Annotated in this window: 14 protein-coding genes; 3 read left to right on the top strand and 11 right to left on the bottom strand. The window is 48.5% G+C overall.

The genetic code is table 11. The annotated features are described in order from the left end of the window. Position 1: 1 nt before the first annotated feature. The 6 genes from LG288_RS09035 to LG288_RS09010 form a co-directional block, all read right to left on the bottom strand. Positions 2-1,201: a saccharopine dehydrogenase C-terminal domain-containing protein gene (locus LG288_RS09035; protein WP_404399871.1), complete on the bottom strand. Its 1,200-nt coding sequence runs from the start codon at positions 1,199-1,201 to the stop codon at positions 2-4. Positions 1,202-1,273: 72 nt separating this feature from the next. Continuing rightward, positions 1,274-3,025, bottom strand: coding sequence for a GNAT family N-acetyltransferase (locus LG288_RS09030; RefSeq protein ID WP_404399870.1), 1,752 nt, complete (start codon positions 3,023-3,025; stop codon positions 1,274-1,276). Beyond that, on the bottom strand, positions 3,025-4,449 hold the full coding sequence (locus LG288_RS09025; RefSeq protein WP_404399869.1) for a sodium-dependent transporter: 1,425 nt from the start codon (positions 4,447-4,449) through the stop codon (positions 3,025-3,027). Before LG288_RS09025 ends, LG288_RS09030 begins: the two co-directional genes overlap by 1 nt. A 415-nt stretch (positions 4,450-4,864) precedes the next feature. Further along, positions 4,865-5,716 (bottom strand): thioredoxin, encoded by an 852-nt coding sequence (gene trxA, locus LG288_RS09020; protein ID WP_404399868.1) that lies wholly within the window; start codon positions 5,714-5,716, stop codon positions 4,865-4,867. A gap of 82 nt (positions 5,717-5,798) precedes the next feature. Next, positions 5,799-7,169, bottom strand: coding sequence for an aldehyde dehydrogenase family protein (locus LG288_RS09015; RefSeq protein WP_404399867.1), 1,371 nt, complete (start codon positions 7,167-7,169; stop codon positions 5,799-5,801). Beyond that, on the bottom strand, positions 7,166-8,608 hold the full coding sequence (locus LG288_RS09010; RefSeq protein ID WP_404403078.1) for an NAD-dependent succinate-semialdehyde dehydrogenase: 1,443 nt from the start codon (positions 8,606-8,608) through the stop codon (positions 7,166-7,168). The genes LG288_RS09015 and LG288_RS09010 overlap by 4 nt, the downstream gene beginning before the upstream one ends. A 398-nt stretch (positions 8,609-9,006) precedes the next feature. Here LG288_RS09010 and LG288_RS09005 point away from each other — a divergent pair, with 398 nt between their 5' ends. Beyond that, positions 9,007-10,773 (top strand): DEAD/DEAH box helicase, encoded by a 1,767-nt coding sequence (locus LG288_RS09005; protein ID WP_404399866.1) that lies wholly within the window; start codon positions 9,007-9,009, stop codon positions 10,771-10,773. A gap of 7 nt (positions 10,774-10,780) precedes the next feature. Here LG288_RS09005 and LG288_RS09000 read toward each other — a convergent pair whose 3' ends face one another. The 3 genes from LG288_RS09000 to LG288_RS08990 are packed head-to-tail and all read right to left on the bottom strand — an operon-like array spanning position 10,781 to position 13,501. Next, positions 10,781-11,308 carry a lipocalin family protein gene (locus LG288_RS09000; RefSeq protein WP_404399865.1) on the bottom strand — a complete coding sequence of 176 codons (528 nt, stop codon included), beginning with the start codon at positions 11,306-11,308 and terminating at the stop codon, positions 10,781-10,783. Between the two features lie 11 nt (positions 11,309-11,319). Further along, positions 11,320-12,882 carry a cryptochrome/photolyase family protein gene (locus LG288_RS08995; protein ID WP_404399864.1) on the bottom strand — a complete coding sequence of 521 codons (1,563 nt, stop codon included), beginning with the start codon at positions 12,880-12,882 and terminating at the stop codon, positions 11,320-11,322. Further along, positions 12,869-13,501 carry a flavin reductase family protein gene (locus LG288_RS08990; protein ID WP_404403076.1) on the bottom strand — a complete coding sequence of 211 codons (633 nt, stop codon included), beginning with the start codon at positions 13,499-13,501 and terminating at the stop codon, positions 12,869-12,871. Before LG288_RS08990 ends, LG288_RS08995 begins: the two co-directional genes overlap by 14 nt. A gap of 154 nt (positions 13,502-13,655) precedes the next feature. On the opposite strand from LG288_RS08990, the gene LG288_RS08985 reads away from it, so the two are divergent. Together LG288_RS08985 and waaA are read left to right on the top strand one after the other, a co-directional pair. After that, the gene (locus LG288_RS08985; RefSeq protein ID WP_404399863.1) at positions 13,656-14,408 is read left to right on the top strand and encodes a glycosyltransferase; all 753 of its coding nucleotides are present in this window, start codon (positions 13,656-13,658) and stop codon (positions 14,406-14,408) included. Then, positions 14,408-16,402, top strand: a complete 1,995-nt coding sequence (gene waaA / locus LG288_RS08980) for a lipid IV(A) 3-deoxy-D-manno-octulosonic acid transferase (protein ID WP_404399862.1) — start codon at positions 14,408-14,410, stop codon at positions 16,400-16,402. Before LG288_RS08985 ends, waaA begins: the two co-directional genes overlap by 1 nt. A 71-nt stretch (positions 16,403-16,473) precedes the next feature. Here the strand turns inward: waaA and LG288_RS08975 are convergent, their stop codons facing one another. Continuing rightward, a complete protein-coding gene (locus LG288_RS08975) occupies positions 16,474-17,727 on the bottom strand; it encodes a glutamate-5-semialdehyde dehydrogenase (RefSeq protein WP_404399861.1) in 1,254 nt (417 codons plus the stop codon). Continuing rightward, positions 17,727-18,839 (bottom strand): glutamate 5-kinase, encoded by a 1,113-nt coding sequence (gene proB / locus LG288_RS08970; RefSeq protein ID WP_404399860.1) that lies wholly within the window; start codon positions 18,837-18,839, stop codon positions 17,727-17,729. Before proB ends, LG288_RS08975 begins: the two co-directional genes overlap by 1 nt. Positions 18,840-18,890: the final 51 nt, after the last annotated feature.

Below are 18,890 nucleotides of genomic sequence, written 5' to 3'. Positions count from 1 at the left end.
ATTATTTGCCAAAAGGTTGCTCACACTCAATGATTTGCCATGGTAAGCCGTGTTGATTTAAGCGATTCATAAATTCGTCGGGATCAAACTGCTCCATGTTCCAGACACCGGGTTTCATCCACTCGCCCTGCAACATTAATGATGAGGCGATCATAGCCGGCACGCCTGTGGTATAAGAAACTGCCTGAGCTCCAAGCTCTTTATTGGTTTCTGCATGATCGCAATTATTAAAGATAAAAATCGTCTTTTGCTCGCCGTCTTTAATACCGGTGACATAAGTACCAATACAGGTTTTGCCAGTGTATCCCTCTGCCAACGAACCGGGGTTTGGCAATACCGCTTTCAAAAACTCCAGTGGCACAATTTCCTGCCCCTGAAAGCTCACCGGCTTAATGGAGGTCATACCAACATTCTCCAGCACGCGTAAGTGAGTCAGATATTGATCACCAAAGGTCATCCAGAAGCGCGCACGTTTTAGAGTCGGGAAGTGTTTAACTAATGATTCTAACTCTTCGTGAAATAATAGGTACGAGGGATGCACGCCAACATTAGGATAGTCTAAATCTTTGCGCACACTGATAGGATCTGTTTCGTGCCATTCACCATCTTCCCAGAACTTGCCACGCTGTGTGATTTCACGAATATTAATTTCCGGATTAAAGTTAGTCGCAAAAGCCTGACCGTGATCACCGCCGTTACAGTCAGCAATATCGAGATACTGGATTTCGTCGAAATAGTGTTTCGCGGCATAGGCCGTAAAAACATTGGTGACTCCGGGATCAAATCCGGCACCCAGTAACGCCATCAAGCCCTTTTCTTTAAACCGCTCCTGATAGGCCCATTGCCACGAGTATTCAAATTTGGCTTCGTCTTTGGGCTCATAGTTAGCGGTATCAAGATAATGAACTCCGGTTTCAAGGCAGGCGTCCATTATCGGCAGATCCTGATAAGGCAGAGCCACATTGATTACCAGAGAAGGCTTTACCCGGCGAATAAGGTCAGCTACTTTGGCCGCATCGTCAGCATCAACCTGATAGACACCGACTACCCGGTCTTTACCAGCTTTTTCCTGTAACGCTTCACACTTCGATAATGTACGACTGGCCAGATGAATCTCTGAAAATATGTCAGGCAGCGCTGCGCATTTTTGTACTACCACACTGGCTACACCACCAGCACCAATAACTAAAACGTTCGACATGGGATTATTCCTTTCAAATACTTCGTCAGAAGTCACTATTTCGGCGAAAGATAGCACATTTTTGATGCCGCTTTAAGGCAGATAACTCTTTAATATTTGATCAATCTGCTGTCGCTGTTCAACACCTGCCAGGTTTTTTAAAGCGCCAATCGGTAAGGGGTTGGCAATCAGAAGTTCACGGATGTCGTCAGGTATCTGAGGTTGCTGTATTAAAGCAAAGCGCGCGGACTCCAACTTCACAATACCATTTTTAAAAGCATCGATGATGTCTTTCACCACAGGATGCTTAGGCAGTGGCATGATAGTGCCGTCAATAAGCCACTTAAGTTCTGCTTCGCCGTAAGATTTCAGCGGCTGCAATTTGGTCGCAGCATCTTTGTTTAACGGGTATGCCATAATCAGCGGATGACGCGCGCTGACCCGGTCAACAGCGGTACTGATGCGAGCCGGATAAAAATGGTTTTGTTGCCAAAACTGCAGTAAATAGGGAGCATAACCAAAGCTGGTCGCCAAAAAATCCTGATTTTGTGTTATTGCCCAGTCCCGCACGAAGCGCAAAAGCTGACTGCCGAGGCCCTGACGACGTTGCGGCTCGCGAACCGCGATACGAACCACGCGGCACCAACGCTGTTGTAAAGCCCAGCGCTGCTGTAAAAAATAAGCCAGCGCCTGGGGGGCCAAATTACCTTTGGGGCGTCGTTTTCCGCTAACTATCGGTTCTTGTAGTTGCTCATCAATATCACCTTCCAGGGCCAACCAGGCCACTGCGACTATTTTATTCCCTTGATAGTGCAGTACCAAGCGTTGCTGATCATCGTCCAGTAACAAAGCCAGATCGTTGGGGCTGCTTTGATAGTGAGCCTGGAGCAAGAGTTCAAAGGCCTGATGCAGATGATCTTCAGGAAGTTCTGCTGCCCGATATACGCCATCGGGCAGTTTGTTGTTAAGCTCAGCAGGCGAGGGCGTCAGCAATAGGGCTGAATTTAACCAGCGCTCGAGTGGGTCATAGGCAGGCCAGCGCACAGGTTGACTAAGATGATGTATGGCAACTGAAGTAAACTGTTGTGTAACCCACTGTTTAAAATGTACGGTAAACCCGCGTCCACAACCCTCGTAGCCTTGCGTGGTTGTAGCCAGCATCCAGGGTTGAAAATGTTGGCATAGACGCTGAATTGCCCATAGTGGAATACCAGCGGCTTCATCGATAACTAAAAGGGCGTCGCCGAGTTGTTGCTGAAGTAGTTTATCCCAGGCCACAAACTGGACTTGGCCGGCCTGGTTTAATAATACCCTTGCGTTAGCTTTCCTTGGTGCGGTGACAATCACTTTTTTCGGCTGCGGAGACTGCAAATAAGTGGCCAGAGCCTTCCCGAGTAAGTGGCTTTTGCCGCGTCCGCGGTCGGCGATCAGCAAATGTACCTGATCGGTCCGGGTTAGCTGGTTGAGTGCTTGCTGCTGTTCGTCGGTCGGAAATGACGGGGCCGGACTGTAATGCGCTACGGAAACTGGTTGCCAGTGTTTTATCAGGCGCTGCAGCATGGGTGACTCTGAAGCTGCATTGTTTATCAGTAAGGTCAGTGAGCCGCCGGCTGTAACTGTACCGCATAAAGCAGCTATCGCATCAACATGTAACTGCGTTCGACAGTCAATGATGACATGCTGGATTTGATGACCCAGATAATCCCGGTAGCGACTTAATGTGGCATGGGCATCGGGACTGCTGTCAGATAAATAAAGAGGACTGAATTCTGAGGTTGGCAGCAACGGCTGCCAACTCAAACTTACGGGTTTTAAATTAAGCTGTCTGTACGACGGGCCTGTCATCAGAAAAAGGCGAACTGCTCACCGACGAACTTAGCCAATACAGTATTCACAAAGACCACTGCTAAAATTAACGGAATAAAGGTAGTAATAGAAACACGGACATACTTAGCCAGCCAGGTTTTCGGATAGCCATGATTACCATGAGTTAACTCATCCTCTAATCCTTTAGTGCGCCAGTGAAGCCAGACAAACAGGCAAATTAACAGCCCGTTGAGGGGCAAAATAGTGTCATAGAAAACGTCGTAAATGACGTCAAATACAGACTTAGGCTGGCCTGCATAACTGACAAACTCAGTGAAGGCAGGGATAAAGCCAAACGATGTGGCCGCAATAATGGTCAATACCGTATTAGCTAAAGCCATGATCAGCAATGCTTTTTTCCGGCTCATCTTTTTCTGCTCGATAAGCGCGGCAGTAGGCACTTCAAGAATCGAAACCAGTGACGTAATAGCGGCTATAAAGGCTAATAGGAAAAACACCGACGCAGCAATACTGGCACCGACATAGCCTACCGAGGTTTCAAGCTGCATAAAAATTTGCGGGAAAAACGAAAATATCATTCCTACGGAGGACTCGCTGAGCTCTGCTGGATTGGTATCCGGGTTAATGGCAAAGATAGCGGGTAATGTCATTAAGCCTGCGGTAAAGGCAACTGCTGTATCAGTAATTGCAACAAACTTACCTGACGTGACCATGTCGTCTGAACGGCTAAAGTAGGAGCCATAGGTAATTAAAATTCCCATCCCCAGGGACAAAGAGAAAAACGCCTGGGATAGCGCCCCGCTGATAACGCCACCATCTATTTTGCTAAAGTCGGGGATTAAATAAAATTTTACCCCCAGTTCCGCATTGTCCAGTGACAGTACAAAAATGACCAACAGAATCAGCATGACAAACAATGCAGGCATAAGAAATTTAGCCGCTTTTTCGATGCCCTGTCGCACGCCGCCCATTAATATAACGTTGATGATTAAGGTGACAGCGATTAAAAAGCCAATGAACCAGTAATCGTTTACGAAGTGCTCAAAATAAGCAGGCTGCGCAAGTTGATTCAGGTTACCGGTTACGGCATAAAACAGGTAACCAAAAATCCAGACCGTGATAACCATGTAAAAAATAGCAATCATGAAAGGGGTTAAAACAGCCAGGAAACCGGCGAAACTCCAGATGTTTTTACCCGGCGCAAGACTAATGTAAGAGCCTAAAGGGTTTTTCTGAGCGTGCCGGCCTACTCCCATTTCGGCCAACATAATGGGCACACAAATAAAGGCAACAAAAAGTGCATAAATTAACAGGAACGCACCACCACCGTTTTTAGTGGCAGCCACCGGAAATCCGACCAGGTTCCCAATGCCGACCGCTGAACCGGCGGCAGCCAGAATAAAACCTATCTTAGAGCTAAATTGATCGCGTTGCTCGCTCATGGTCTTCCTTTTTTAGTCATTATTATTAGCAGGCGGCAGGTTAGCTGCGCAAAAAATCTCAGCAATCCTAGCAAGGGCCATGACACTCGGCAAGCGCGGCCGCGCGGTTTTTGCGATTAAAGGTGTAAACCACAAGCTAATCAGAATAATTCAGAAACCTTAAGCCTTTGTTCAGGAGTCTTAAGAAGTAATCAGCCAGGATAGCACTGTCGATTACTGATAGGGCAGAACAATGAGCTGGATAAAATCAAGTCAACAGAATGCATTTGCAACGGTGGTTGCATTTTTAATTGTGGTGACTCTGGGGGTAACCGCGTCCGTACAACGTTTTTGTCAATCAGTCAGCTTTGGGGAAAGGGAAGTAAAAAAAAGGCCGGCAGAGGGGCCGGCCAAGCTCGTTGCTATTGAACAACCATTAATACATCATGCTGTATAATTCTCTACGAGCTCTGGATGAGAGTGGATCACCATCAGGCAATGCATTGATAACATCCATAATGTTGCGTTTTGCTTCTTCATTAACAGGGTCCTTGCGCAGCACCAGGAAGAGGTGCTGAAGAGCTTCTTCGTCACGCTTCGACTGGTGTAGCTGAATGGCTAACTTTAGCCTTACCTCATGTGCCTGAGGATCAGCATCAACTTGTTCCTGTAAGGCCCTTATCTCGGGGGAGTCAGCAGCCTCTTCCGCTAATTTAATTTTGCTGACAATGCGTTGGTAATCCTGATCCTGTTCAACCATCGGGATGGTTCCGACTAGCTCTTTGGCCTGTTCCAGCCGACCATTATCAACTGCCGCTTCTGCCAGAAGTTTAATACACTGCATGTTGCCGCTATCGACATCGCAGGCTTGTTTAGCATAGGTATAAGCGTCTGCGGCATTGCCTTCAGCAAGCGCCTGTTGTGCTTTTTCAATTAAGCCATCGGTTGGACTGGGCAAATGTTGGCTGAGCAGCTCTTTTATTTCATTCTCAGATTTCACTCCGGTAAAGCTGTCTATAGGTTGGCCATCCTTAAACAAAGCCACGGTGGGTAAGCTTCGAATACCAAACTGCATTGCCAGTTCCTGCTGCTCATCGCAGTTAACTTTTGCCAGCGTCAGTTGCTCGGGGTATTGTGCAGCTATGCGTTCAAGTATTGGCATCAGCTGCTTGCATGGCTCACACCAATCAGCCCAAAAGTCGATGATGATCAGTTTTTCCTGTGACCCTTCCAGTAGCACCTGCTGAAAGTTCTGAATTGTTACGTCAACCACGTTTCCTGCAGCCATATTTGTCGTCTGCTCCTGTTATTAAATAGGTCTGCTTAAGATATGCTGGCGAACAGCGTAAAATTCAATAGTAAATGAAGTTTTAACTAAGCCAGTTCAGTACTTTGTCCTTCAGACTGCTGTATGGTGGGTATCTTAATTTAATATCAAAGGCAAAACGCCGGGTCATTACGGGTTTAAGGTGGCTGAAAGTATCAAATCCCCACTTGCCGTGATAACGACCTATACCGCTGTTGCCGACGCCACCAAAAGGTAACTCCTGGTTTAGCATAAACATTAGCGTATCGTTGTAACAGACATTACCGGCTGAAACCTGTTCCGTAAATTGATCTAACAGGCGCTGGTTTTTGGAAAATACATAAAGGGCAAGCGGCTTAGGTTTTGACTGTATCTGTTCTATCGCTTCGGTGGCGGAGGCTACCTTAATGATAGGTAAGATTGGGCCAAAAATTTCTTCCTGCATCAGTGTGTCCGAGGCGGCAACATCATCAACAAAAGTCGGTGCCAGGTAACGATCTTTTTTACTGTATTGTCCGCCAAAAATGACCTTTTGTCCGTCAAGCATGTCGACCAGGCGCTGCCAGTGCTGCTGATGAATAATCCGGCCGTAGTCTTCACCGGCCTGAGGATCCTCGCCATAAAAATCAACCACTACCTGTTTCATGGCATCCACTAAAGCGTCTTTAATTTCCTCCTCGACCAACAGATAATCTGGCGCAATACAGGTTTGACCAGCGTTTAAGAACTTTCCCCAAATAATTCGCCGGGCAGTTACTGTCAAATCGCAGTCTGACAGGACGACAGCCGGGCTTTTACCTCCGAGTTCCAGAGTTACCGGGGTCAGGTGCTCAGCGGCTGCTGTCATTATAGATTTGGCCGCTTTTGAACCGCCGGTATAAAAAATATGGTCAAAGGGCAGCTTGGTTAGCTGAGAAGAAACTTCAGCGTCACCACAGAGTATTTTAAACGCTGCCGGGTCAAGATAGTCCGGCAGATGCTTTTCAATCATTAAGGCGGTCTGAGGAGCGTGCTCAGAAGGTTTGATAACCGCACAGTTGCCTGCAGCTATAGCCGCTATTAAGGGGGCTAATAACAGTTGCACCGGGTAGTTCCAGGCCCCCAATATGAGCACGGTGCCCAAGGGCTCGGGAACCAATTGGCTGCGGGCCGGAAACACCAATAAAGGGTTTGAAACTCGTCGTGGTTTTTGCCAATGCGGTAATTTCTTTAATGTATGCGAGATATCGTTTGAGAGAAACTGCAGCTCGGTGAGCCTGGCTTCACTGGGGTGCTTACCCAAATCGCTTTGCAGGGCGCTTAGCAAAGACTGTTGATGTTGTTGTAAAAAACGCTCAAGCTGTTCCAGTTGTTTTTTGCGCCAGGACACCGGGCGCGTCAGCCCGGTGTTGTAAGTCTGGTTTAAATCGCTTAGTAAAGCCTGGTAGCTACTCATCCGAGTCCGCCAAGCGTGATCGTTTTGATCTCCAGATATTCATCCAGACCATACTTCGAACCTTCTCTGCCAACGCCGGACTCTTTAATCCCGCCGAATGGGTTATAGGCATGTGAAATACCACCGGTGTTAACACCGACCATGCCGTACTCGAGCGCCTCACTGACACGGAAGATCCGTGCTGTGTCTTTAGCTGCAAAGTAGGAGGCAAGACCAAAGGGTGTATTATTGGCTTTTTCAATCGCTTCTTCTTCAGTTTCAAAGGTGCTGATGGCAACGACCGGACCAAAAATCTCCTCGTTATTGATCTCCATATCTTCGGTTACACCGCTGACCACGGTGGGAGCGTAAAAAAGATCGCCAAGGTCACTCAGAACATGGCCACCGGTTTCGATGGTTGCACCATCAGACTTTGCTGCGAGAACCAGACGCTGGACTTTATCAACGGCGTCAGTATCGATGAGCGGGCCAAGATCAACGCCTTCTTTATCACCGGGCCCCACCCGCAGAGCTTTTACCTTTTGAGTAATAGCGTTTACAAAGTCATCTTTTAACGATTCATGCACTAAAATTCGGTTTGCAGCGATGCAGGTTTGTCCTCCATTGCGAAATTTGCAGGCCATAAGTTGTTCAGCGGCGCTATCAACGTCGGCATCGTCAAAGACGATAAAGGGTGCGTTACCGCCAAGTTCTAATGATATCTTTTTAACGTTTTCGGAGCACTGCTGCATTAATACTTTGCCGACACCTGTTGAGCCGGTAAAGGATAATTTACGGACTTTGTCTGACGTGGCCAGGGTTTTACCGACTGTTTTGGCGTCTGTTGTCGGGATCAGATTAATTACCCCGTCGGGAATACCGACTTCGCTGGCCAGCTGAGCCAGAGCCAGGCTGGATAATGGTGTCAGTTGAGGAGGTTTAACAACAATGGTACAGCCAGCGGCAAGCGCCGGTGCAATTTTGCGGGTGATCATTGCGTTAGGAAAATTCCACGGAGTTATCGCAGCACAAACGCCGACCGGCTGTTTCATAACTAAAACGCGTTTGCTGTTATCAACGACCGGTAAAATGTCGCCATCCATACGCTCTGCTTCACCTGCAAACCAGTCAACAAAGCTGGCTCCGTATTCAACTTCGCCGGCAGCTTCCGGAACAGGCTTGCCTTGCTCCGCACTCATCAGTTCGGCCAGTGCCTGCTTATTGTCGATCATCGAGTTATACCACTTACGCAGTAACTCAGCGCGTTCACGGGCGCTTTTTCGAGACCACGAGTGCAGTGCATCCTCAGCTGAGTTAATAGCGCGCTGCGTCAGGTCTTCATCTGCATCAGCCACTTCGGCGATAACGTCACCGGTGGCAGGGTTTGTTACGGTAAAGCGAGCTTCGGTTGGCACCCAGTGGCCTTCGATAAAACAATCAGTTTTAGTCAGTGATGACATAGAATGAGCTGACATAGTCCGTCTCCTTACAAATAACGTGTTCTACCAATGTAGCTAATAAATGGGTGAAAGGTTCAACTTTTTGGTAAAAAGCCTGTTTAACCCATGCGTCTTTCAGTGTTTACGGTTAACGGGCTTGCAAATTAATAAAATAAGCGTATAGTATGCCCTCCTTCAAGGACATCCGCTTATATCAGTGACAGACACTGAGTCAGAGAGGCTGCGGAAACCCTTGATTCGTGGGGTTGAGCGCCTGATTCCAGATAATGGCAAAGTTTATCGCAGCATCCATCGTGTGACTGTCTGCATGTGCACTTATCATGATTCCTGTTGCCGGGCCAGACCCCTTATTTTGTTGTACGTTTGCCTCAGCGCAAACAGGAATGAGTGAGATATTCATGTCAGATACTATTACAGGCATGTCGTTCAGCGACATGGCACTTCCTGCTACCTTATTAAACCAGCTCGAAAAACTTGGCTTTAGTCAACCGACTCCGATCCAGCAGCAGTCGATCCCGGCGCTAATGGACGGTAAAGATGTGCTTGGTGAAGCGCAGACAGGTACCGGTAAAACTGCAGCGTTCGGCTTGCCTGCGCTGGCGGCCATCGATCCGTCACTGAAGCAAACACAAGTGTTGGTTGTTACACCAACTCGCGAGCTGGCGATTCAGGTTGCTGAAGCGATCGAAAGCTTTGCGCAGCAGATGAAAGATGTCAACGTCGCGACAGTCTACGGTGGTGCCGCTTTTGGACCGCAGGTCCAGGCGCTGAAAAAAGGCACCTCAGTTATCGTTGGTACGCCGGGCCGGTTGATTGACTTACTGAACAAAAAAGTATTGAAGCTGGATGCACTGCGCGTTGCCGTATTGGATGAAGCTGATGAAATGCTGAATATGGGTTTCATTGAAGATATTGAGACGTTGTTGGCCGCGGTTCCGGAAGATGCTCAGCGCGCTCTGTTTTCAGCGACCATGCCATCGGCTATCCGTAAGCTGGCGAAAACCTATCTTAAGCAGCCGCTGAACATTCAGGTAGAGGCTGTTGCACGAGAAAAAGCCACCATTAAGCAAAAAGCCTGGAAGGTTGCCGGCTTAACAAAAATGACTGCTCTTACACGGTTATTGGAAGTGACACCTTACCAGCGAGCGCTTATTTTTGTCCGCACTCGACAGGACACGATGGATCTGGCTGAACTACTGCAGCGTTCAGGGTTTAAAGCATCTCCGTTAAGTGGCGACCTGAACCAAACGCAACGGGAACAAACAGTCAGCCAACTGCGCAGCGGTCATATTGAAATTTTGGTTGCGACTGACGTTGTCGCGCGCGGCCTTGATGTACCAGAGATTACCCACGTTATTAACTACGATTTGCCAGGCGACACAGAGTCCTACGTGCACCGCATTGGCCGCACGGGCCGTGCCGGTCGTGAAGGTGAAGCGATTTTGTTTTTCCGTCCGAAAGAGCGCCATTTGTTGCGCCATTACGAGCGGTTAACGAATTCATCTATCGAGTACTTTGATGTGCCGAATGCCCAGCAGTTAAGCGAGCATCGGCAGCAGCAACTGTTAACTCAGATAGAGCAAAGCCTGCAGATAGACAATCATCAACCGATTGAGCAGTTATTGCAGAAGTGGTTAGCTGAGAGTGAGTTAAGTGCTGAGCAGATTGCTCTGGCCTTGCTGAAGCAACAGCACAAAGAGCGCCCTTTATTCCTGAAAGAGGATCGGCCGGTTCGCGAGCGTGCTGAACGCAACGAACGTGGTGCAGAACGCGGCGAGCGCCGTAAGCCTCGAGCTGAGCGCAGCAACCGTGCTGCAGATGTCGATTTTGATACCTACAAAATCAAAGTTGGACGCGAGCATGGTGCTAAGCCTGGTGATATCGTTGGTGCTATTGCTAACGAAGCTTCGATGGACAGTCGCTTCATTGGTCAAATACAATTATTTGACCAGCACTCGTTAGTACAGTTGCCGAAAGGCTTACCAGGCGATGTTGTTAACGTACTGAAACGCGCACGAGTGCGTCAGCAACCGATGTCTCTGGAAATAACCAGTGAGCAGGTTTCCCGCGCACCACGCCCAGCCCCGCGTGGTGGACGTGACAGCCGGGATGGTCGCAAGCCAGCGGCAAAACGTGGTCAGGGCGCAGCCCGCCGCTTTAACTAAAACCGGCTTACCTCAGTTCGGCCGGATGCTCCACCTGGATCATCTGGTCGATATCAAAGCCCCACTGTTTAGCTTTAGCCAGAGCGAAGTCAATATCGCTCTGAGCTACCGCCGGGGTTCTGGATAACAGCCAAAAATAATCGTGAGAATCACTGGTTACCATCGCTAACTGGTAGTCAGGATCCAGCCAGCTAACGTAATAGCCACCATAAAACGGCCAGAAAAACGTGACTTGATAGGCAGCGGTTAAATTCTCCACGGGCTCTGCCCGGCCGATTGCAGTTTGCCACTCGTTATCATTAACGTGCCAGCCGCGGTTAGTTACCTCCAGCGAACCGTCCCCGTTAAGTCGATATTCTGCAGAAACGGCGATAAGATTTTCTTCAAAACCATGCGGCATCCGCAGCACTTCATACCATTTACCTAAGTATTGCTCAGCGTCAAAAACTTGCACTGGAGCTTTCACCGGTGTTGGTTCTGACTGGCAAGCGGCCAGAAAAACCACAGAAATTAGACTAAAGAGACACTGCTTCATTGCCTTTTTCCTCATAAGTCGTTAACGCGTTTGAGATAGTCGTTTGCTTGCTGCAGGATCTGCTGACGCTCTTCCTGCGACTTCTTGTTCCATACAGAGTACATCATATTCATTCGATGATTGTCCTTAAAACGCTGCTCATGACGGTCGATAAAGTGCCAGTATAAGCTGTTAAAAGGACAGGCCCGCTCACCCGTTTTCTGATTGTGGCGATAGTAGCAGTTTTTACAATAATGCCCCATTTTTTGGATATAGTTGGCACTGGAGACATAAGGCTTGGTTGCTAACAGACCACCGTCTGCGTATTGACTCATGCCACGGGTGTTGGGTAACTCGACCCATTCGAAGGCATCGATATAGATACCCAGATACCACTCATCAAGCGCATCCGGATCGACCCCGGCTAATAAGGCAAAATTGCCGGTGATCATTAACCGTTGTATATGGTGAGCGTAAGCAAAATCGAGTGACTGCTGGACACTGTGCTTAATACAATTCATTTTTGTATCAGCATCCCAGTAGTAACGAGGTAATGGACGATCATGCTCAAGCTGGTTGAGTGTCTTGTAAGCGGGCATGTGATGCCAATAAATCGCCCTGATGTATTCGCGCCAGCCAATAATTTGCCGGACAAAGCCCTCAATCTGATTTAGAGTAATCTCACCCGGTCGCTGCCGCCAGGTTTCAATGGCCCTGGATACGACCTCCAGCGGGCTGAGAATTTTACTGTTTAAAGCAAAAGACAGGCGGCAATGGTACAGGCTCCAGGCGTGCTGATGCTCGTCCTCTGTGGTCATGGTATCCTGATAAGTACCAAATTTAACCAATAGATGATCGCAAAAGTAATCCAGTAATTGTCGCGCCTGCTGGCGCGAGGTAGGCCACAACAGCTTAGTAGCATCTACAGTGCCTAAGGTTTCAACACCTGCCTGGGTTAGCATCTCATCAATTGCGGTGACATCATTACCGAACGTCAGCGGTTGCGGTAAATTTTCGCTGGCAGGAATCTTTTTACGGTTGTTGCCGTCAAAGTTCCAGCGTCCCCCGACCGGCTTTCCATCTTCCATGAGCAGATTAAACTGGCGCCGCTGGTGGCGATAAAAGGTTTCCATTAGCAAGCTTTTGTTGTTACCAAAAATCTGCTTAATACTGTCGCGAGGGGTCAGAAAGTGTTCGCTGTCGCACCAGTCAATGACAATATCCCGGGCCCCTGCCCAGCTCCGCAATGCATGGTCCAGTCGGTACTCATCCGGCAATTGACACTGCAGTCGCGCTTCCGGATACTGTTTAAGTAACCAGCTCAGGTTGTCGGTGACTGACTGGCGATTTTCCTCATCATCCAGGGTCAAATAACAAACCCGCAGACCTTTTTTTTCCAGCGCTGTGGCAAACCGCCGCATCGCTGCAAAAAGCGCCAGTATTTTTTGCCGATGATGCCTGACGTAAGTGGCCTCTTGCATGACTTCCATCATCACATAAAGGGTATCGTCACCGTCTTGCTGATACCAGCTATGGCTGGCATTCAGTTGATCGCCAAGGATCAACCGAATTTTTGTTACCTCAGTCTTTTTCATCGTCAGACAATCCTGCCAACGGGATCTCACGAACCTCCTGGTCCGGTTTTGCGTAACTTAAACGAGCTAAAGCCGAGCTTTTGTGATAGCGATCCAGACCGGATACTGCCACAGTATCCAAAGCTTCTAAATCGACAAGACCATCGTCCTGAATGGCGCTTTCCTCGGTCCTTACCCACTGAATTTCGCCAATAACAAACTCAGTGTCATTGTGAGTAATGGTGGCAACTTCAACTAATTTCACCCCCATGGACAGTTTGCTTTCGCTGACAAAAGGCGCGTGAAATCCGTCGTAGCGCTCTGCCGTTAAGCCGGTCTCTTCAAACTCTGACAGCTCGCGGGCGTAGCGGGCGGAAGTTTGGTGAGCCGCCTTATAAATACCGGCATGAACCTGGTTGACCGTGTAAACACCGGTATCTTTGATATTATCTAGGGTATGCCGGTCGACCGAATGCGGGCGCAAGATAAAGCCGAGCAAGGGCGGGTTGGTACCCAGGTGGACAACGGAACTGATAATGGCAAGATTGTCATTATTCTTTCTGCTGCTGGTGCCAATCATATTGGCACTTTTGAAGCCTGACAGCGAGTTAATAAACTGTACGCGTTTGCGGTTATCCATGGCTGCAAGCTCTTGGCGGTCAAACTGTTTCACAATAAGTCCTTTTTTGGTCTGTTTAGTCTGTTTAGTACGGTACCTTAAAGCAGTCAGATCTAATACCGTCTGCCTTTAATTTATGGCATCATGCGCAGGTTAATTCAGTGGAGATACTTTAATGGATAAAGATACTAAAACGGTTAACGTGATATGTATCAAATGGGGCGACAAATACGGCTCTGACTATGTTAATACCTTGTACTCTATGGTCAGCCGCCATTTGAGCAGGCCCTTTCGCTTTGTTTGTTTAACTGATCAGGAAGAAGGTATTCGCGAGGAAGTCGAAGTCAAGCCTATTCCAAAAATTGGCTTTGATGACTTTGATCAGCAAAAACCCTGGACCAAAGCGCACGGCTGGCTAAAACTGACATGCTTTGCTAATCCACTGTATGATCTCAAAGGGCCAACGCTGTTTCTTGACTTAGATATCGTTATCGTTGGCAGCTTGGACGAGTTTTTTGAGCCCGAAGGCGAGTTTCTGGTGATCAAAGAGTGGGATAAATCCGATGCAACCGGCAACACCTCAGTATTTCGTTTTGAAGCTGGTGCACATGAGGATGCACTGGACTATCTGAAACAAAATCCTGAAAAAGCAACACAGCCCGTGCGTAATGAACAGGAGTATATTACTCAGTTTGTTGACCGTCAGGGCAAGTTAAGCTACTGGCCGGCCAAGTGGTGCCGTAGCTTCAAACGTCACTGCCTGCGGCCTTTCCCGCTGAGTTTCTTTCAACAGCCCAGAATTCCTGAAGGTGCCAAAGTTATCATTTTTCATGGTAAACCTCACCCCGATCAGGCCCTGCAGGGGCGTAGTGGTAAATGGTATCGTAAGGTATTGCCGACCCGCTGGATAGCAGAATACTGGCGATAATGATGTGGCGTAGGCTCTATGCTGGCCTGATGGGTCTTCTGCAGCCATTGCTGCTGCTCTATTTTTACTGGCGTAGCCGCAAGGACCGGCGCTATCGGCAGCATTTATCCGAGCGTCTCGGTTATTTGTCTTACCAGCACCACTGGCAGGGCGGCGTCCTCATTCATACGGCCTCGGTGGGTGAAACCATAGCGGCGCGCGCATTGATAGAAGCTTTATTGCAAGCCGCTCCGTCACTGCCGGTAACGGTCTCCTGTATGACCCCGACGGCACGCCAGCTGATTAAAGAGCATTTTTCACAACGTGTTCGCTGTGTTTATTTGCCACTGGATGCACCAGCCAGCTGTCGGCGTTTTATTCGCCGTACTCGGCCCCGGGCAGTCTGGCTAATGGAAACTGAGCTCTGGCCTAATTTTTTGCACACTCTTAAACAACATCGGATACCCGTATGCTTGCTCAATGCGAGGCTTTCGGCAAAGTCTGCGGCTGGCTATAAGCGCATCGCCGGTTTAACAGCAGGGTGCTGGCAACAACTGGATTGGGTATCGGCGCAGGATCGTCAGTCGGCAAGGCGGATAACAGCGCTGGGGGCAGACAAACGCAATGTACTGGTGGACGGCAATCTTAAGTTTGATATCCAGGTATCTGATGCGCAACAGCAACAGGCGGCGGTTATTCAACAGCAATTAAAGGGGCGTCAGGTATGGCTGGCAGCCAGCACTCATCCGGGGGAGAGTGAGCAAGTTATGGCCGCTGCAGCGGCGGTAAAAAAAGCGTTGCCGGATAGTTTGCTAATTATCGCTCCGCGACATCCTGAACAATTTCAGCAAGTTGCCAGGCTGCTTGATAATCAGGGCTTGAGTTTTTGCCGACGTGACGCCATTCAACAGGTAACCCCCGCTATCGATGCGCTATTAGCCGACAGTATCGGCGAAATGCTGGTGTGGACACGCCTTGCTCAGGTCAGTTTCGTTGGTGGCAGTTTAATCGAACGTGGCGGACATAATCCGCTGGAAGCGATTGCGGGGGAAAGTGCCGTACTCTCGGGGCCATCGGTTTATAACTTTTCAAGTATTTACCAGCAATTGCATGTTGCCGGGGGGGTTGAGTGGGTCAATCACGCTGATGCACTGAGCGAAGAGGTTATTCACCTTTTCACTAATGAGCAACTACGGAACAGGCAAAATGCCGCCGCACAACAAGTGCTAAATCAACACAAAGGCGCTACCGAGCGGATGCTTCATCACGCTATGGGAGCGACTTTAACAGGACAACGTATGGTACAAACCAAGGCAGACGGGAAAGAATTCATAAAATTTGACGAGCAAATGTTAGCGGATTGCGAGGCGAAGCACTTTTCTGCCCGTTATTGGCAGCAGCAAAAAGCCATCGCTGGTAATTCCGCGGGTCGGGCAACTGTCTGGTTTATACAGCAAGGTGATCATGGCATGGTTTTACGCCACTATTACCGGGGTGGGTTAGTTGGCAAAGTTAATAAAGACCGGTTTTTTCGGGAGCCTGCTGAACGTAGTCGCGCTATTCACGAGTTTGATCTTCTGAATAAGCTCCAGCAGTTAAACCTTCCCGTGCCTAAGCCTATTGCAGCAAGAATGTTAAAAACAGGTTTGTTCAGTTATCAAGCCGATATTCTGGTTGAAGTGATTCCCGGGGCCGTGGATGTTTTTAGATTATTACGTGAAAAGTCTTTAACTGCTGAAGAGTGGCAGCTGCTGGGCGCAGCAGTAAAGCAACTGCACAATTGTAATGTTTATCACTCAGATCTTAATTGTCATAACTTAATGCTCGATGACCAGGAGAAAGCCTGGATAGTCGATTTTGATAAGTGTGGTATTAAAGAGCCCGGTGAGTGGAAACAACAAAACCTGGCACGTTTAAAACGTTCTTTAATTAAAGAGAAAAACCAGTGTGAGCCGTTTTACTGGAAAGAGAGCCGCGACTGGCCCGAATTTTTAACCGGCTACGAAAAAGGTTAGTCACCGGCAAAAAAAAGCCTGCCCGAAATTACTGGGCAGGCTTTCTGAGCGCGGATATGCGGTTTATAACATTAATCGCGTGTTTGACCGTTTCCTGTTACCACAAACTTCTCTGTAGTTAGTGCCTGCAGGCCCATGGGTCCATATGCGTGTAACTTACTGGTCGAGATGCCGATCTCTGCACCCAGGCCTAATTGGCCGCCATCAGAAAAGCGTGATGAGGCGTTGGCCATGGTTACTGCAGAATCAACCTCGCGAATAAACTGTTCTGCAGTTTTATCGTTTTCAGTAATGATAACTTCAGTGTGGCCACTGCCAAATTGCTGAATATGTTCGACAGCCTGATCAAAGTCAGTGACGGTGCGCACAGCGATCTCAAGTGCTAAGTACTCTTCACCGAAGTCTTCAACAGCAATTTCATCAGCGCCGTCAAAGAATTTAATCGAGTCTTTAGCGGCGTGTACAGTGACATTTTTCTCGGCCAATGCTTTGGCTGCTCTCGGCAGGAAATCATCGGCAACGTCGCTATGCACCAGCAAAGCTTCCAGCGCGTTACAGACGCCGGTACGTTGTGTTTTGCCGTTAATGAGGATAGCCAGTGCTTTATCCAGGTCTGCGTCTTTGTCCACATAAAGATGGCAAACACCCTTGTAATGCTGGATCACCGGGATCTTACTATTGTCGCTGACATAGTGGATTAGGCCTTCGCCACCGCGAGGAATTACCAAATCGATATAGTCTTTTTGTTGCAGCAGTTCTTTCATTAAGTCGCGATCGGGAGTCGGGACTACGGTAATCACATCTTTCGGCAGGCCACTTTCTTCCAGTGCCTCGTGCAGAGCAACGGCAATCGCTTTGCTGCTCTCGATAGCTTCGCGTCCACAACGTAAAATCACCGCATTTCCGGACTTGAAGCAAAGTGCGCCGGCGTCAGCTGTAACATTGGGCCGAGCTTCATAAATCATTGCAATAACGCCCAGAGGGATGCGCATCTTTTCAATTTTCAAGCCATTTGGCCGTTCTTCAACCAGGTAACGCTCGCCAACCGGATCCTGCAATTCAATAATTTCTTCAATCGCCGTTGCCATACCTTCAATACGGTCATCGTCTAGTTGCAGGCGATCCATCATGGCATCGGACAGGCCTTTCTCTTTACCGGCCTCTAAGTCTTGCTTGTTAACCTGTAATATCGTGTTTTTGTGCTGACGAATGGCATTCGCCATTTTTTTCAGCACACTGTTTTTCTGCTCTTCTGAGAGTGTTGCCACTGCCCGGGCAGCTTTTGCTGCGCGTTGAGAAATCTCGGTTGCTAGTTGTTCGCTCATTAATCCTCCAAAATCATTAAATCGTCACGGTGTATAACCTCTGTCATCGGGCTATACCCAAATTGTTCGGCTATATCTTCGGTTTGCTGACCTTTAATGTGTAGCAGTTCATGAGAACTGTAGCGACATATACCTTTAGCCAATGCTTCGGTATCGTTAGCACTTCGGACTAATACCGCATCACCGCGGTCAAAGTCGCCCTGAACATCAACAATGCCTGAACTCAGCAGCGATGCACCGTTTTCCATTAAGGCCTTTTCAGCGCCTTTATCAATCATAACCTCACCCTGAGCCACTAGCGTGTGCCTTAGCCAATGCTTCTTGTTGCTAATCGGGTCTGACTGACGGCGGAACAGGGTACCGGGAATTTCACCCTGTAACAGAGACTCAAAGGTTTCGCCTTTGCGGCCGTTTACAATATAGGTATCAATACCGTGAGAGGTGGCTTTTTCTGCCGCTTCTACTTTAGTGCGCATACCACCCGTACCAACCGCGCTGACCGAGCCGCCGGCCAACGAGAAAATGCTCTCATCGATTTGCTCAACAATCGGTATCTTTTTGGCTTCCGGGTTAATATTAGGATCAGCATCGTACAAGCCATCGATGTCGGAACAAATAAATAACGCATCGGCATCCACCAGAGTGGCAATCATTGCGGATAGGTTATCGTTATCGCCGACCTTCATTTCATCGGTTGCCAGCGCGTCATTTTCGTTAACGACGGGTAAAACACTGTGTTCTAATAAACGATTCAGAGTGTTCTTAATGCTGACATAACGCGCTCTGTCGCGTAGGTCACTATGCGTCATGAGTAGCTGTGCGCAGGGAAAGTCAAAAAAGCGCGACCAATAACCCATCATTTCGTTCTGGCCGACAGCGGACATGGCTTTGCGCACCGCTACCGGAACTTTTTTATGTTCAAAATGAATGTGCTTTCGACCCGCAGCAACGCTGCCTGAAGAGACTAGAACAACTTCTTGCCCGCGTTCGCGGCACTCGTTAATAAACCGGGCTATGGGCAACAAATACTTGGTGCTGACTCCGGTTTCATCTGGCGCGATGAGCGCACTACCTACTTTTAGCACGGCTCTTCGCCAGGACGGCGCTTTCATAGAAACTCCCTCTTGTTGAATTCGTTAGTAGTCTAACAGAATTGACGCTGA

This window comes from Idiomarina seosinensis (assembly GCF_044797955.1).
In the GTDB taxonomy this organism is placed as follows: Bacteria; Pseudomonadota; Gammaproteobacteria; order Enterobacterales; family Alteromonadaceae; genus Idiomarina; species Idiomarina seosinensis_A.
The sequence above is the reverse complement of the archived record's forward strand: the minus strand, read 5'-3'. Positions and strand labels throughout refer to the sequence as shown.